This is a genomic window from Nocardia sp. NPDC004722 (genome assembly GCF_053601505.1).
The window spans coordinates 1-16,145 of the sequence record NZ_JBSGBY010000129.1; the positions used below are offsets into that span (position 1 = coordinate 1).

The following is a 16,145-nucleotide window of genomic DNA, read 5'->3' on the forward strand; positions in this document are numbered from 1 at the left end:
CTCGTTCAACCGGGTCGGCGGCGGTGGCGGCTTCGGTGGTTTCGGCGGCAGCCACGGCATGACCGCGGAGCAGAACGCGCATACCGCGAACTACATCTTCAGCGCGGCCGATGTGCAGTCCTTCCTGTCGGCACGGCTCTTCGGTGCTCCGCTGTCGGCGTTCATCACCCAGCCGATGGCGCAACTGGAGTCCTTCGCCGAGTGGGGTGGCGTGCCGAGCAAGGTCGCCATCGCGGCCGTGTCGATTCCGCTCATGATCATCGCCGGTGTCGCGACCCATATGAACGCGCGCGCGTCGGTGGCCCGCCAGTCGGCGGAGGCCGCGGCCAACCCGCAGGCCGCCATGATGAACAAGCTTGCGCTGTATGTCTTCCCGCTCGGCGTCATGGTCGGTGGTCCGTTCCTGCCCGTCGCCATCCTGATCTACTGGGTGTCCAACAACATCTGGACCTACGGTCAGCAGCACCTCGTCTTCGGCAAGATCGAAAAAGAAGAAGAAGAGAAGAAGCAGGCCGCGCTCGAGCGCCGCGCGCAGAATGCCCCGAAGCCGGGCGCGAAGCCGGTCGACGTCCGCAAGAAGCCGGCGGCCGCGAAGTCCGAGGGTGTCGAGGACGCGGTCGAGGATGCTCCGCAGCCGTCCCAGAACGGTGCCAAGCCCGCGCCCGGCGCCCGGCCGAACACCGCCAAGAAGCGGTCCGGTAATCGTGGTCGCGCCAATCAGAAGCGGCGTCGCTGAGAGACTTACAACTCCAGATGAAGGAAACAACCATGACTGTTGAAACCGACGGAGGGGACCCCACTGTGACGGCTGCGACGGCAGCGGACACCGCGAGTGACGCCGCACCCGATACCGAGGAAGCTCTCATCGAAGAGGGCGAGATCGCCGGTGACTACCTCGAGCAGTTGCTCGATGTGCTCGACTTCGACGGCGATATCGATCTCGACGTCGAGGGTGATCGCGCGGTGGTGAGCATCGACGGCGGTAAGGATCTGGCGAAGCTGGTCGGTCGTCGCGGCGAGGTGCTGGACGCGCTACAGGAACTGACCCGGCTCGCCGTGCAGCAGGCGACCGGTGTGCGCAGCCGGCTCATGCTGGATGTGGCGGGCTGGCGTGCGGGCCGTCGCTCGGAGTTGAGCGCGCTCGGCACCGAGGCCGCCAAGCGCGTGCTCGAAACCGGTGTGCGCGAGGAGCTCTCCCCCATGACCCCGTTCGAGCGCATGATCGTCCACGATGCCGTGGCCGCGCTCGACGGTGTGGTGAGCGAGAGCGAGGGCGTGGAGCCCAACCGCCGCGTGGTGGTCCTCCCCGGCTGATCCCGGATGACAACATGAGAAGTAGGGCCCTCGAGTCGGATGGACTCGGGGGCCCTACGCTTATCCGGATCCCCCTTGTCGCACTTCGCCGTTCATTCGGAAGGATGTTTCACGTGGAACCAGAGACCGAGATGACCGCGCCGGGTCCGGTCGAACCCCCGGCCGCTGCCGCGGTCGTGTTCGGCGATCGACTCGACAAGGCCCGGCTCTACTACACGGCTCTGGCGACCGCGGGCGTGGAGCGCGGACTGATCGGCCCGCGCGAGGTGCCGCGGCTGTGGGATCGCCACATCCTCAACTGCGCGGTGATCGGCGACCTCATCCCCCAGGGCGTGCGCGTGGTCGACATCGGCAGCGGCGCCGGACTGCCGGGCATCCCGCTCGCCATCGCCCGGCCCGATCTTCGAATCACCCTGGTGGAGCCGCTGCTGCGCCGGACCGTCTTCCTGGCCGAGTTCGTGGCGGCGGCGGGACTCGACAATGTCCTCATCGTGCGCGGGCGAGCCGAGCAGGCCGGGGTGAAGAAGGAGGCGGGCGGCGCGGATATCGTCACTTCCCGGGCCGTCGCTCCCCTGGCGAAGCTGGCGGGTTGGTCCATGCCGCTGGTGCACGAGCACGGACGGATGCTGGCGCTCAAGGGAATCAGCGCCGCCGAGGAGCTCGAGCGCGATCGCGAGGATCTCACCAAGGCGGGCGCGGGCCACGCCGAGGTTCTGGAATGCGGTGCGGGAGTGCTCGAGACGCCCACCTTCGTGATCAGTGCCGAGCGTCTCGCGCGCGCCGAGCGCCGCGCGGAACGCAAGAGCGGTGGACGCGGGACCCCCGGTTCGAAGCGTCACTGACGAAGCTCCCCGCGCGTGGATTCGGCGATGTTTCATGTGAAACATCGCGCGAAACTGTTGTGAAGACGCCGATTCCGCGTGTCGTGGCGCGAAGCTTCCGTTTCAACTTCCGTATTGTGTTCCGTACTGGCAAGCTAGTGAACGTCGAGCGTGAGCACAGACTTGCGATGGCGTCCCTCTCGCATCTCGCATCTCCTCGGTGACAACGCAGCGTTGCGGCGCTGCTGCCAGGTGTGCGAATTCTGCTCGGCCACGTGTCTTTGAGTTCTCGGGGTTAGGAGCCTCTATGTCCAACGGTCCGCGGAATGTTTCACGGGAAACAACGTCCCGGGTTCCCGGCATGCTCGATAGCGGTCCCTTCGACACCGACGAGTTCAGCCGCACCCCGTTCGGCAACATCTCCCCCACCGAGACGCCGATCGCCGCCGAGGCGCAGCGTGCCAGTCAGGTGCTATCGGGCACCAACGTCCACATCCCGCGCCCGCACGAGCAGCGCATCATCACCATCGCCAATCAGAAGGGCGGCGTGGGCAAGACGACCACCGCCGTGAATCTGGCTGCCGCGCTCGCCATTCAGGGCATGCGGGTGCTCGTCATCGATCTCGATCCGCAGGGCAATGCCAGCACCGCCCTCGGTATCGAGCATCACTCGGGCATCGCCTCCAGCTACGAACTGCTTATCGGCGAGTGCTCGGTGAGCGACGCCATCCAGCAGAGCCCGCACAACGAACGGCTGCTCTGCATCCCGGCCACCATCGACTTGGCCGGTGCCGAAATCGAACTCGTCTCCATGGTCGCCCGCGAGGGCCGGCTCAAGGCCGCCATCCAGGAGGCCAACCTCGCCGGGTACGACATCGACTACGTGATGATCGACTGCCCGCCGTCGCTGGGTCTGCTCACCGTCAACGCGATGGTCGCCGCCAAGGAGGTGCTGATCCCCATCCAGTGCGAGTACTACGCGCTGGAAGGTGTCGGTCAGCTGCTCCGCAATATCGGTCTGGTGCAGGCGCACCTGAATCCCGAATTGCATGTCTCCACCGTCGTTCTCACCATGTACGACGGCCGCACCAAGCTCGCCGATCAGGTCGCCGAGGAGGTGCGCTCGCACTTCGGTGACGCGGTGCTGCGCTCGGTCATCCCCCGCAGCGTCAAGGTGTCGGAGGCTCCCGGCTACGGCATGACGGTCCTCGATTACGATCCGGGCTCGCGGGGCGCGATGAGCTACCTCGATGCCGGGCGAGAGATCGCGGCGAAGTCGGCGCGCCAGAACGCGGTTGCGCCGGTCTCCGACGCACAATCCGGTGTGTAAGTTTCTTTCTCGGTGGCGGTGAACGATGGAAGGGGTCGGTAGGCCGATGAGTCAGGCGAAGAAGGGTGGACTGGGGCGCGGTCTCGCGGCGCTGATCCCGACCGGCCCGGCGACCGCGCCGGGCGGGCTCGGTACGCCGGGCGGGCTCGGCAGCGCCGCTGCCAATGTCGTCATCGGCCTCGACCCGGCCGGGCCGGCGCCCGCGCCGGGACACCTGCATCCCGTCCCCGATCCGGTCGACGGTGTCGGCGCCGATGCGGGCGCGGTGTACCGGGAGATCCCGCCGCTGCAGATCGTCCCCAACCCGAAGCAGCCGCGCAGCGTCTTCGAGGAGGAGGCGCTCGCCGAACTCGTGCACTCCATCAAGGAGTTCGGTCTGATGCAGCCCATTGTGGTGCGTCAGGTCGAGTCGCTGCCGGAGCCGCGCTATCAGCTCATCATGGGCGAGCGGCGCTGGCGTGCGAGTCAGGAAGCAGGTCTGGCCGCCATCCCGGCCATCGTGCGCGAGACCGCCGACGACTCCATGCTGCGGGACGCGTTGCTGGAGAACATCCATCGCGTGCAGCTGAACCCGCTCGAGGAGGCGGCCGCGTATCAGCAGCTGCTCGAGGAATTCGGCGTCACCCACGAGGAACTGGCTTCGCGGATCGGGCGCTCGCGTCCGGTCGTCACGAATATGATTCGGCTGCTGAAGCTTCCGATTCCGGTGCAGCGCCGGGTCGCGGCCGGTGTCCTCTCGGCCGGGCACGCCCGCGCCGTGCTGGCGCTGGAAGCGGGAGCCGATGCGCAGGAGGCTCTCGCGGCGCGCATTGTCGCGGAGGGCATGTCGGTGCGCGCCACCGAGGAAGCGGTCACGCTGGCGAACCGGCATCCGGATGCGGTCGCTCCCCCGGCGCCCAAGCGCAAGCCGATTCAGATGCCGGGTTTGCAGGATGTGGCGGAGCGGTTGTCGGAGTCCTTCGAAACCCGCGTGACGGTTCAGCTCGGTAAGCGCAAGGGCAAGATCACTGTCGAGTTCGGCTCCATCGATGATCTGGAGCGAATCGTCAGTCTCATGGAGCAGTCGAAGCCCTAGTTTGGGTCCATCCTGAGGGTCGCAGTGGAAACGTCACTGTGACGTTCGGGTTCATGGCCCTGGAGAGGCGTACAGCGTTGATCGCTTATTCTTTTGGCGTAGCACTGTCTTTTTGGCAAGCACCGTGTGATGCGGCGTGAGTGTGGATGAATCGGAAAGCTGGAGGCTGAGCAGAGCGGTGTCGACCAGCGTGACCGCACTTACCCTCGGCGGACTCGACAAACTCCCGGCACACGCGCGGCGGTGCGTGTTCTGGGAGATCGATCCGGCGGTGGCGGCGGATTCCCATGACTTCAGCGATCCGGGCTTCGAAAAGGAGGCCTGGCTCTCGACCGTGATGCTGCAGTGGGGTTCCTGCGGCCAGGTCGCCATGGTGGAGGACAAGTCGGCCGGGTGTGCGCTGTACGCGCCGCCCAGCGCGGTGCCGCGCGCCGGACTGTTCCCCACCTCCCCCGTGAGCCCGGACGCGGTGCTGCTGACCACGCTGAGCTCCGAAATCCCGTTCCAGGGCAACGACATCGGCAACCAGCTCATTGCGGCCGTGGTGGCCGATCTGGTGCGTCGTGGCGTGCGCGCGATCGAGGCGTTCGGAATTCGCAAGGATCCGCCGACCAGTCCGATGCCCGCGGTGGGTTCCATGACGCTGCGCGAGCGGATCGGGACGCCCCTGCGCTCCCCCGCCCCGGCCCCGTCGGGGTGCTCGCCGGAGCAGTGCATGATCGAGGCCGACTTCTTGGAGGATGTCGGCTTCAAGGTGGTCGCCTCGCATCACCGTTTCCCGCGGCTGCGACTGGAACTCGATCATGAGCACCTGTGGAAGGAAGACGTCGAGCGCGCGCTCGATCAGCTCCTGGCCGCGGCGGCCCTGACCATGCCCACCCGGATGGCGACCCGCTAGGGGCCCATCCGGGCCGGATGTTTCACATGAAACAAACCCCTCCAACCCATACGGGTTGGAGGGGTTCTTGTTTGGGGTTTGGGGGCCCAGCCCCCGGCAAGCCTCGCCTCAGAGGCGATCAGCAGCTGCCAGTTCTTCGGCGAGCAGCTCGGCGAATGTGTAAGTCCCCGTGGGTTGATCGTCCTGCCCGAGCAGGTACAGCCGCTTGACCGAGATCAGGATCGCCTCGGCGATGACGTCGCGCATGCGCGGGTTGGTCAGCACCCCGGAGTCGTAATCATTGGAGAGGTAACCGATGTCGACCTGGACGGTCGGCATCTTGGTGAGGCGCAACAGATCCCAGGTGCGGGCGTGGGTGCGGCAGTCCTGCAACGAGGTCCGCGCCACGATCTCGCGCTGGATGAAGCCGGCCAGCACCTGTCCGATCATCGAGGTGGAGCCGTGCGAATTGCCGAAGTGGAAGCTGGCCACCCCGCTCGCGGAGCCGCTGTCATTGCTCGCGCAACGCAACGAGATCATCAAGTCCGCGTCGAAGGTGTTGGAGGTCTCCGCGCGCTCGGCATCCGAGGGGTTCGCGCCCCACGGCCGGGACAGGAAGGTCTCCATACCGGTTGCGGCCATGCGTCCTTCGAGGCGGCTGGCCAGATCCCAGAGGATCTCCGATTCGTAGACGTCACCGAACTCGGTGGGCACGCCCGAACCCTTGTCCGGCCCGCCCAGGCCCGGATCGATGACGATCCGCTTACCGGTGAGCTGCGGCCCGGCCCGGTGCACCACCTCTTCCTCGGCGATGCGGTGCGGGTTGCCGCCGGTGACGCGGGCGCCCAGCAGATCCAGTGAGCGCAGCGTGTCCGGACCGCAGATGCCGTCCGAGGACAAGCCGATCTCGCGCTGGAACGAGGTGAGCGCGTCGTGTGTGTGCGGCCCGAAATAGCCGTCCACCCGGTGCACGTAGAAGCCCAGATCCTGCAGTCGCCGCTGCAGGGTGGCGACATCGTCGCCGTACAGCGGCGCGGAGAGCTGATAGATCAGCGTCCGCGCGCCGAGCCGGTAGGAGGCTTCCTTCAGCGCTCGGTAGGTGGCCGGACCGACCACGCCATCGACCAGGAGTCCGCGGTGCTGCTGAAAAGCGCGCACCGCGGAATCGAGATCATGGTCGAAGGTCGCGTCCGAGTCCTTCCAGTACTCCCCGATCGGACCCGAGGGGTCGGTATTGGGGTGGGAATGCAGGAACCCGAGGCTTGCCAGGGTGCTCCGAACCTCTGCTACGGCTGGTCCTGTATCGCCGTGACGAAGTCGGTGCATGCGTGAGAGCCCTTTCCTTCCGCCAACCCGGGTACCCACTCATGCGGCGGTTCACACCTTCGCACGACCGGAGCGTTGAATGATTGTTTCAGACCCGGACCGAATTTCGGCAACTGTCGAGTGCAGGCATCCTACGGCGAGTCGTTAAAGAACATCTTGTAGTTCACGCAAGAGGGCGGCTTTGCCCTTTGCTCCGACGATCCGCTTGGTTTCCTTGCCCCCTTGGAACAGGACCATGGTAGGCAACGACAGGATCCCGTAGTGCTTCGAGGTCTCCGGGTTGTTGTCGGCGTCGAGCTTGGCGATGGTGATCTTGTCGCCATTGGCGGCGGCGATCTCCTCCAGCACGGGGGCGACCATCTTGCACGGACCGCACCAGGCGGCCCAGAAGTCCACGAGCACCGGCTTCTCGCTGAGCAGAACCTCATCGGCGAAGGTGGCGTCGGTCACCGTCTTGGTGGCGCTGGTCTTGGCGTCGGACATTGCCATGCTCCTTAGTTACTGACTTCCACCGGCGCACCGGCGTGATCGAGGGTGTTGCTGGTGATGTCACCCTGGTCGGCGAGCCAACGCTCGGCGTCGATGGCCGCGCGGCAGCCGGTGCCCGCGGCGGTGATGGCCTGGCGGTAGGTGTGGTCCACCAGGTCGCCGGCGGCGAAGACGCCGGGCAGCGAGGTGTAGGTGCTCTGACCCTTGACCTCCACGTAGCCCTCGCCGTCCAGATCGACCTGACCGCGCACCAGTTCGCTGCGCGGGTCGTGGCCGATGGCGACGAACAGGCCGGTGGCGGCCAGCTCGGAGGTCTCGCCGGTGCGGGTGTCGCGCACGGCGAGGTGGGTGACGGCCGTATCGCCGTGCACGCCAATGACTTCCGAGTTCAGCAGGAAGCGGATCTTGTCGTTGTTCTTGGCGCGCTCGAGCATGATGCGGGAGGCACGGAACTCCTCGCGGCGGTGGATGATGGTGACCGAGCTGGCGAACTTGGTGAGGAAGGTCGCCTCCTCCATGGCCGAGTCGCCGCCGCCGACCACCACGATGTCCTGGCCCTTGAAGAAGAAGCCGTCACAGGTGGCGCAGGCGCTGACGCCGCGGCCGAGCAGTTCCTGCTCACCGGCGACGCCGAGGTAGCGGGCCGCGGAACCCATGGCGAGGATCACGGCGTACGCCTCGTACACCTCGCCGCCGACGGTCACCTTCTTGATGCGACCGGTCAGGTCGAGGGCGTCCACGTCCTCGGTGCGGATGTCGGTGCCGAAGCGCTTGGCCTGCTCCCGCATCTCCTCCATGAGGTCGGGGCCCATGATGCCCTCGCGGAAGCCGGGGAAGTTCTCCACCTCGGTGGTGGTCATCAACGCACCACCGAACTGGGTGCCCTCGAAGAGCAGTGGCTCGAGTTCCGCGCGGGCGGCGTACACCGCGGCGGTGTACCCGGCCGGACCGGAACCGACGATGATCAGGTCGCGAACAGGCGTGCTCAAGAGGCCCTCCGAAGCTAATTGCAGATTGGCTCGAATTTTTCGAGCGTGAGCGTGTCGGTCAACAACAGCGTAAACGGTGTTGTTCCCGAACCTGTTCGACCTCGGGCTTCAGCCGATGTCGGCTCGCTCGAGGATTTGGGGATTGTTTGCGCCGCAGCCTGTTCCGAGAACGGCCGCGGTGATCTGCGGCGGTTTGGGCCCGGCCAGCAGCACCAGGACGCTCGGAGTGCCCGAAAACACAACATTGCGGGAGCCGAGCACCTGACGGTCCAGCCCGGCCGCCTGTAGGCAGGTGGTGAGGGCGTTGCCGGTGGCCAGTGGGCCGGTGATGTCATGGTGGCCCATGGCGGTGAGCAGGAACCCGGGCGGCATGGTGGGGTCCAGATTGACGTCCGTGGCCGGTTTGGCGGCCGGGGTCGCGGGTTGGGTACTGAGGGCGTCCACGGCCACTACCGCGCCCGCCACCGCGGCCGCCGCGGCCGCCGCGACCGTGAGCCAGCGCAGGCGGCGGGAGGGGCGTTCGAGGGGCAGCGGCTCGGCGAGATCGGTATCCGCGTCCGTGTCGAGCTCCGGCGCGGGCTCTTCCAGTTCGCGGGGGTCGAGCCGCCCGGTGTCGAAGATCGAGCCGTTGAGGATCGGGATGGGGGCGGTGGCGGCCGGGGCCGGATGGGTGGAGCGGACCACGGGTGGGGGTGCGACGGGCAGGCGGGTGACTGTCGCCATACGGTCGGTGCCGGTGGCGAGGTCGGCGATCATGGCCTCGAGCCGGTCGGCCACCTCGGGGGGCATGGGGTGCACGATGTGCTCGTCCTGGCCGAGGTCGCGCAGGCGGGCGTCGACGTTGTCGAGCGAGTTCAGGTAGCGCATGGCGTCGGGGTCGCGGCGGACCGCGGGCCAGAGCCGCTCGGATTCGTCGGGTGGAACGCTGCCCGCGTGCAGGTCGGCCAGCAGTTCGGTGGAGAAGGGCGGCGTGGGCAGCGTGGTACCCGCCATTGCTCCTCCTGTTTCCTCCATTGCCCCTCCAGGGCTTCGAGATGGGAATCGCAGACCTGTCTTTGTATCTGACGCACCGGAACCCCACAAGGTTCCGCCGATATCCAATTGTTCTAGCGCAATTCAGGTGTCGATCGACCGGAAGTGCGCTTGCAGCCGCTGCCGCCCGCGGGCGCATCGGCTCTTGACCGTGCCCTCCGGAATCCCCAGCAGCGCAGCGGCATCCGCGATGGAGTAACCCTCCATCTCCACCGCGACCAGGGCGGTGCGCTGCTCGGCGGGCAGCGTGAACAACGCGGAGTCGACCAGCAGCCCGGTCTCCAAGGCCGCGAAATCGTCTCGCGGGCAGCGTGGTTCGTTCGCGGTGTCCTCCGGCAGCGGCTCGGTGCGGCGGAGCTTGTTGCGGCGGATGCGGTCCAGGCAGGCATTGAGCACGATGCGGTGCAGCCAGCTGCGCACCTCGGCGTCGCCGCGGAAGCGGGCCGCGCCCCGATGGGCGGACAGCAGGGCGTCCTGGAGTGAGTCGGCGGCGTCCTCGGGGCCGTAGGAGGCGCGTAGCGCGGTCTGCCAGAGATGGTCGTAGTGGCGGCGGAGCAGTTCGGCGAAGGCGTACGGTGCGCCGCCGACGTGGGCCGACAACAGGTCGCGATCGCTGACCTGTCGCTCCTGCACGAGTTCGTTCGCTGACGACAATGCATCCCCTCAGACCGGCGGGCACGGCCGCAACCACGGCCGAACGTCACCGAGTTTTTTGGCTGTCCTCCGGAACCGCGCGGGCGGGTTTCCGGGAGCTCCCCTTGCCGAGAGTACGCAAGATCATATCGAAGATAACGATTCGATAGCAATGGATCGCGCGAAAAAAGCCCTGGTAGGCGGGCTGTTCGGGCGAATCGGACGGAAGATGACCGCCCAGAATGTGCCGCGTCGAAGCTGAGAAAAGGACCGGCCGGAGATCGTCACGGCCGCTGGAAAAACCCCCGGAACTGCTTGGTGGAACCTGGAACTACTGTGCCGCTTCGTAGCGCACTTCGGCGATCGAGGACTGGAACTGTCCCCCGTTGTTGGCCAGCTGGGTGATCCAGACCAGGACGTACCGGGCGGGCTGGTCGGCCCGCACCGGGATCTCCGTGGTCCCGTCGCCGAGCACCGCCGACCCGATCAGCTGAGTCTGATCCAGGGTCGGCGAGGCGGTCGGCGAACTGCGGATCTCGACCTGCGTTCCGGGCGAGGGCGATTCGATGATCACCTTGGTCAGCTTGCTGGGGCTGCCCAGGGTGGTCAGCACGCCCACGCCCTTCTTCAAGGCCGGGAACTGCTGGAAGTACGCATCGGTGCGCCAGGTGGTGGCCGGATTGTTGTCCAGCACCGCCCCGACGCTGCCGATGTTGTCGGGCGTGCCCTCGGGCGAGAACACGGTGGCCCCGGTGACCGGTACCGGCACGCCGCCGGTGGCGGGCAGACCGGCGGGCGTCTGCGGGGCCCCGGGGCTCGGTGGCGGGGTCGCCGACGTGGTGAGGCCGATATTGTGCTGCTCGTTGAGCGGCGCGTTGGAGGACCCGGGCGCGAAGACGCTCAGCAGCCACCAGATGATGACGCCGACCGCCAGCGCGCCGAGCACGCCGAGCCCGACCAGGATCCACATCATCCGCTGCGAGCGTTCCTTCTCGGCGGCGAGCAGTTCCGGATCGGCGAGGGTCTCGTCGGGAGCGTTGGACGGCTTCTGCCCGAGTCTCAGCACCGGGATGAAGTCGGTCTTCTGGTCCACCACCGACGCCTGCTCCAGCACGTGCTGGACGGTGGCGGCGGTGCGCACGCCCTTGTTGGACTCCATCGACCGGACCGCGACCGCGGAGATCTCGAAGGGCACCTCGGGCCGAATGGTCCTGGGCTCCACCGGGGTTCCGTCCGGCCCGAATTCCGCCAGCGGCAGCCCGCCGACGGTGGCCGCGGTCCCGGAGACGCCGGGGACGCGGATGGGCCAGTGGGCGGTGATGAGCGCGTAGAGCATCGCGCCGAGACCGCGCACATCGGACTGGGCGTCCGAATCCGACAGCGTGCCCGGGAAGGCCAGCACGGCGTCACCGGTGGAACTGATCCGGATCCGGTCGGGATCGTCGATGGACAGCGAACCGCCACCGCGGTGCGCCATTTCGGCGGCAGCGGCCAGCGCTCGGATGGCGCGCGCCGCGCCGATGGGCGACGGCACCGTCTCCGCCATCTCCCGCAACGACCGACCGGGCGTCCATTCGGCCACCACGATGCCGCCCGAGGAGCCGCGCACCACGTCCAGCACGCGGGCCAGGCCGGGCGAGTTGATCCGCCCCAGGCGCAGCGTGCGGGACAGGATGGCCTGCGGCCCATCGTGTCCGGAGTTGTCGGTGGCCTGCTGGTCGGCGTCGACGAAGGTGAGCGCGACCTCGCGGTCCAGCTTCACGTCCAGCGCCTGCCAGAACTTCAGCCCGCGCGCGCCGCCGTGGCTGGCCAGCAGCCGGTAGCGGCCGCCCGCCACCGACGCGCCGGGCGTCAGCTTGGGGCCGCGCTGGATGCGCTTGCTCGGCGATTCCACCCGCATGGGCGGCATCATCGGCGAGACAGCCTCGTACACACCGGTTTCGGGACCGGGGTGGTCCTCCTCCGGTAGGTCCTCCGGTTCGCCGCGATCGCCGGACCCGCCGGAGCGGGCCTTGGATTCGGCTGGGCCACCGGCTTTTCCGCCGGACTTGCCGGTGGGAGGGGTGTCCGTGGAGAGCCCGCCGCCCGCGGCCGTTGCGGATTCGGCGGCCGGGACACCGCCCGCCGCGTCGTCGCTCACCCTCGTTCCTCCTTCGCCCTGATATGTCGAAGACCGATGTGTCGGAGCCGGAACCGCCGCGCCGGCGTCCGGTGTATTGCGGAAGCCGCCGTCCGATGTGCCACGGGAACCGTCCGTGGGCATGCCGGGTCGAGCAGTTGCGTTTGCCTGCGGAACAGGGTACGGGAACTCCCCCGTCCCGGTGATGTCAACCGCGTCGGGCCGGATGACGGGCAGCACCATGGTCTGCGCGTCGAGGTACGGGTCGAAGCGGTAGTAGTACGGGGCCGCGCGCAGATCCGGCTTGGGCAGCAGCGTGGTCGAGTGGACGTCCTCGAGCGGCGTGCCGTCGAGGTCGAGATCGGGTGCGGGCGGCGTGAAGCCGAGTCGCCGCGAGATGGCCACGGTGATGGCGACGATCTCGGGAATGCCGAGCAGGCGCATCAGGCCGAACGCCACGCCGAACATGATGATGGCGGTCAGTCCGACCCGCACCAGCGAGCCGACGCCGCCGAAGGATTCCGAAAGCCGGTGCAGCCGCAGCACCTTGTCCACGATCAGCATCACCACGCCGCCGGCCAGCGAGGCCAGCACGACCCGGGTGATGGTGCGCCCGACATTGGCCATGCGCAGATCGCCGAGGCTGCGGTGCAGCAGCCAGCCGCCGATGATGGCGCCGGCCAGGAAGCCCAGGCCGTTGGCGACGCCGAGCGCGATGACCACGTGCCGGTCGTCGACGACGAAGGGGGCCAGGCCGGAGAGCACGATCTTCACGCCGGTGATGCCGAGGATGATCCAGGTCGGGGTCCACGCCTGTTCGCGCGCGTAGAAGACGCGCAGGTGAATCAGCACCAGCGCGTAAGGAATCAGCGTGAAGGCGGACCAGGACACGGCCTCGCCGAGGCGTCCGGCGTGGTGGCCGAAGCGGCCGTAGCCGTAGAGCGCCATGCCGATCTGGGGTCCGGCGAAGGTCAGGAAGGTGACGATCGGCATGAGCGCGATCATGGTGAGCCGGGTGGCCGAGCCGAGATCGTCGACCACGGCGGGCGTGTCGTCGGCGGCGGCATTGCGGCTCAGCCGCGGCATGATCGCGGTCAGCAGGGTCACGCCGATCACGCCGTACGGCAATTGCAGCAGCGCCCAGGCGTTTTGGTAGATGGCCGGACCGGCCTCGTCGGCGTGCGAGGAGACGCGGGTGGCGAAGGTCCAGCCCGCCTGGCTGATGAAGACGTACAGCATGATGGCCGCGCCCATGCCCGCGAACTGCTTGAGCCGCTGGTCGACTCCCCACAGCGGGCGCAGATCGATGCCCGCCCGGCGGATGGCCGGGATGAGGCTGACCATCTGCACGATCACGCCGACGGTGACGCCGACGCCGAGCAGCAGCAGTTTCGGCTCGCTCATCTTGACCGGGTTCAGGGTGATCTCGCCCGGGGTGATCATGTAGAGGCACAGCACGACCAGCACCACCACGTTGTTCAGAACCGGCGCCCATGCACCGGGTTTGAACATCTGATGGGTGTTGAGGATCGCCATCAGCAGTGCGGACATGCCGTAGAAGAGGATGGCGGGCAGCAGCAGATAGGTCAGCGCGGTGGTGAGCCCGGTGTTGACCTTGCCGTCGTTGGACAGGAAGAGATGCGTGGTCAGCACCGGCGCGAGCGCGGTGGTGATGATGGTGCCGGTGGCCAGGATGGTGAAGGCCGCGGTGACGAGTCGTCGGACGAAGGCCGCGCCGTTGTCGGCGTCCTCCTTCTCCGCACGCACCAGGGTGGGCACCACGATGGCGGTGAGCACCGCGCCGAGCAGCAGCTCGGAGATCATGGTCGGGATGGTGCTGGCGACGGTGAAGGCCGAGGCGATGGCCGGGCCCAGGACCGTCAGCAGCAGTAGCTGTTTGGCGAAGCCGGTGATGCGGCTGACCAGGGTGGCGACGGCGATGGATCCGGAGTCGCGCACGAGTCTGGTGTTCGAGTTGTCCGGTCGTTCCTCGACCTGCACGGGCGCGGCGGGGCGGCGCGGCACTTGGCGCTGTTGCCCGCTGGGCGGTCCGGGTCGGGGGTTGGACATCGGCGGTGTCGGGTAGCGCTGTTCGCCGGAGTTCGGTCCGGCCCGGTTGCCTTCGGTGCCGGGGTGTCCCCAGTGATAGCGCTCTTCGTTCGGGGCGCGGTGCCCGGCGGCGGGGTCGGGTCGGCCCTGGGGTTGCCGGGGCCGGTGCATGATGGGCCCGGATTCGGGGCCGGGGGGCACCTGCCGCACTGGACCGGACGGTTGACCCGGATACGGGCGACCCGGAACCCCTTGCGGGTTCGGCGGAATCGGCCGCTGCGCGCCGGAGGCCGGTCCCATCGGGCCGGGTACGCGAGGCTGCTGACCGGAGCCGGGCCCCTGCGGTCCGGGCACCCGCGGCTGTTGACCGCTGCGCGGTCCCGGGCGCGGCGGCACGCCACGTTCCCACGGGGCCGAGGGCGCACGCCGCGGCGGCGGCCCGTCGGGTCCTTCGCCGCGGCCGGATGAGCGCGGCCCGCCGTACTCGCTCACCGTGCCTCCTGTCGTTTCGACTCCCGTTTACGCGCGCGCCGACTCTGCCGCGTGCTCGGGTCGAACCCTTCGTCGGCCGGATCGGACTGTCCGCGGAAGCGGTGCCACAGTCGGCGACCGACCAGCAGGAGCAGCAGCGCGCAGGCGCACGCCGTAATTATTGCCAACACCTGACCGTAGGCGTTGGACCGCACGGATACCGAGACCGTATTGCCGAGCGGCACCCCATCCGGTGTGGTAAGCGCGATGGGAATGACCAGGTTTCGGCTGTCGGACACCTCGGTCGGAATCTGGAAGGACCGATTTCCCTTGGCGGGCAGCTGCACTTCGCCGAGATCAGTGATTTTCGTCTCGGCCGGGGCATCGATCTTGAACCGCACCCGGATGGCCACCGGCAGGTCGTTGCGGGCCACCAGCAGCAGCGGACTCTGCTCGGAGGCGAGCGTGTAGACGCCGCCGGGCGGCAGCACGGTCACCGAGCCGAACAGGTTGTCCATGGTTTTGGTGGCCTGATCCAGCCGTCGCTGGGCATTGGTGTCCGCGGTGGCGACCGAGGCGCGGCGGTCGGAGAGGGTCAGCACCCGGATCAGGTCGTCGCGCAGCGGCGTGAGGAAGGCGCGCGGGCTGAGTTCCTGCTGCGGCACATCCACCAGCGCGCTCATCAGCTCGGTGATGCGCTGCGCCTGCTGGTGCACGGGTTCGACGAAGTGCGCGGGCACCGCCTCGTCGGCGGCAGCCGCGAGGTAGTCGAGGTCGTAGGGCTGCGGATCCGGCTGCTGCGCAAGCAGATCGGTGAGCGGCCGGGCGGTGGCGAGGCTGTTGCGCAGCATCAGGTCCAGTTGCCCGAGCACCGCGGCGGCCTCGTCGCGGTTGGCTCCCCACTGCTGGGGCGGTATCAGCAGCGCCGAGCGGGGCCGTCCGGGCTGCGGGTTGAGCGCGGTCCACGACAGCGCCCCGAGCGCGTCCTGCAGCCGGGCGGCGCGGGAGTCGACGGTGACGTCGTAGCGCACCTTGTCCGGGGTGAACGGCGGTGTGGGCGGGTTGGATCCGATGGCGGCCAGCGCGGTGGCGGCCCAGATGTCGAAGGTGGCGGCGTGCAGGGTCACCGGAGCGGGCGGCGGGTTCACGCCGGGGGTCGGCGGCACGGTGATGTCGGCCAGGTTCACCACGTCGGGGGTGCCGGGCTCGGTGGCCGGGGCGGCGCCGGGCGTGCCCGGGACCTTGCCCGCGGTGAGGTTGGCGCGGGCGTCGCCGGTGGTGACGGCGCTGTCGGCGAGCACGGTGGTGGTGAAGCCGTGGTGCGCGAGCAGGGTGGCGGCATCGGTGTCGACGGTGCCCGCGTCCGGAATGGCCACGCCGCGCACCGATTTCACCGACAGCAGCGAGTCCACCAGGTCGGCGGGCGCGTTGAGGGCGCGGTCGGCCAGGGTGACGTCCCCGGTGGCGGCCAGCGCGGTCGGGTCGACCTGTGCGAACGGCAGTGCCACCACGCACATTCCGGAGGCGCCCGGTAGGCGATCAGACGCTGGGAGCGGTAGCGCTCCAGAGTCGGGGTGCCGGGCAGAATGCGGACCGGGTCACTGAGCCGGGACTCCTCCG

General features: G+C 68.3%; 13 protein-coding genes. 6 read left to right on the top strand and 7 right to left on the bottom strand.

Translation table 11 applies throughout. The features are described 5' to 3' along the window. The 6 genes from yidC to ACWELQ_RS15355 all read left to right on the top strand — a co-directional run. Positions 1 to 736, top strand: a 736-nt coding sequence (gene yidC, locus ACWELQ_RS15330; RefSeq protein ID WP_452397667.1) for a membrane protein insertase YidC, incomplete at its 5' end; no start/stop codon positions are given. A 32-nt stretch (positions 737 to 768) separates the two neighbouring features. After that, the gene (locus tag ACWELQ_RS15335; protein WP_452397668.1) at positions 769 to 1,314 is read left to right on the top strand and encodes a Jag family protein; all 546 of its coding nucleotides are present in this window, start codon (positions 769 to 771) and stop codon (positions 1,312 to 1,314) included. Between the two features lie 104 nt (positions 1,315 to 1,418). Next, a complete protein-coding gene (rsmG, locus tag ACWELQ_RS15340) occupies positions 1,419 to 2,156 on the top strand; it encodes a 16S rRNA (guanine(527)-N(7))-methyltransferase RsmG (protein WP_452397669.1) in 738 nt (245 codons plus the stop codon). 340 nt (positions 2,157 to 2,496) lie between these two features. Then, complete coding sequence (locus ACWELQ_RS15345; protein ID WP_452397670.1) at positions 2,497 to 3,465, top strand: ParA family protein; 969 nt, start codon at positions 2,497 to 2,499, stop codon at positions 3,463 to 3,465. A gap of 46 nt (positions 3,466 to 3,511) precedes the next feature. Beyond that, positions 3,512 to 4,540: a ParB/RepB/Spo0J family partition protein gene (locus tag ACWELQ_RS15350; RefSeq protein ID WP_452397671.1), complete on the top strand. Its 1,029-nt coding sequence runs from the start codon at positions 3,512 to 3,514 to the stop codon at positions 4,538 to 4,540. A 178-nt stretch (positions 4,541 to 4,718) separates the two neighbouring features. Next, positions 4,719 to 5,438 carry a GNAT family N-acetyltransferase gene (locus ACWELQ_RS15355; protein ID WP_452397672.1) on the top strand — a complete coding sequence of 240 codons (720 nt, stop codon included), beginning with the start codon at positions 4,719 to 4,721 and terminating at the stop codon, positions 5,436 to 5,438. A gap of 108 nt (positions 5,439 to 5,546) precedes the next feature. Here ACWELQ_RS15355 and ACWELQ_RS15360 read toward each other — a convergent pair whose 3' ends face one another. The 7 genes from ACWELQ_RS15360 to ACWELQ_RS15390 all read right to left on the bottom strand — a co-directional run bounded on the left by ACWELQ_RS15360 (position 5,547) and on the right by ACWELQ_RS15390 (position 16,033). Further along, positions 5,547 to 6,743, bottom strand: a complete 1,197-nt coding sequence (locus ACWELQ_RS15360) for an N-acetylmuramoyl-L-alanine amidase (protein ID WP_452397673.1) — start codon at positions 6,741 to 6,743, stop codon at positions 5,547 to 5,549. Positions 6,744 to 6,887: 144 nt separating this feature from the next. Next, positions 6,888 to 7,226: a thioredoxin gene (gene trxA, locus ACWELQ_RS15365; RefSeq protein WP_452397674.1), complete on the bottom strand. Its 339-nt coding sequence runs from the start codon at positions 7,224 to 7,226 to the stop codon at positions 6,888 to 6,890. 11 nt (positions 7,227 to 7,237) lie between these two features. After that, on the bottom strand, positions 7,238 to 8,221 hold the full coding sequence (gene trxB, locus ACWELQ_RS15370; protein WP_452397675.1) for a thioredoxin-disulfide reductase: 984 nt from the start codon (positions 8,219 to 8,221) through the stop codon (positions 7,238 to 7,240). A gap of 108 nt (positions 8,222 to 8,329) precedes the next feature. After that, positions 8,330 to 9,214 (bottom strand): hypothetical protein, encoded by an 885-nt coding sequence (locus ACWELQ_RS15375; protein WP_452397676.1) that lies wholly within the window; start codon positions 9,212 to 9,214, stop codon positions 8,330 to 8,332. A 123-nt stretch (positions 9,215 to 9,337) separates the two neighbouring features. After that, the gene (sigM, locus tag ACWELQ_RS15380) at positions 9,338 to 9,907 is read right to left on the bottom strand and encodes an RNA polymerase sigma factor SigM (RefSeq protein WP_452397677.1); all 570 of its coding nucleotides are present in this window, start codon (positions 9,905 to 9,907) and stop codon (positions 9,338 to 9,340) included. A gap of 310 nt (positions 9,908 to 10,217) precedes the next feature. Then, positions 10,218 to 14,075, bottom strand: a complete 3,858-nt coding sequence (locus ACWELQ_RS15385; RefSeq protein ID WP_452397679.1) for a lipid II flippase MurJ — start codon at positions 14,073 to 14,075, stop codon at positions 10,218 to 10,220. A gap of 467 nt (positions 14,076 to 14,542) precedes the next feature. Beyond that, positions 14,543 to 16,033: a DUF6049 family protein gene (locus tag ACWELQ_RS15390; RefSeq protein ID WP_452397678.1), complete on the bottom strand. Its 1,491-nt coding sequence runs from the start codon at positions 16,031 to 16,033 to the stop codon at positions 14,543 to 14,545. Positions 16,034 to 16,145 lie beyond the last annotated feature (112 nt).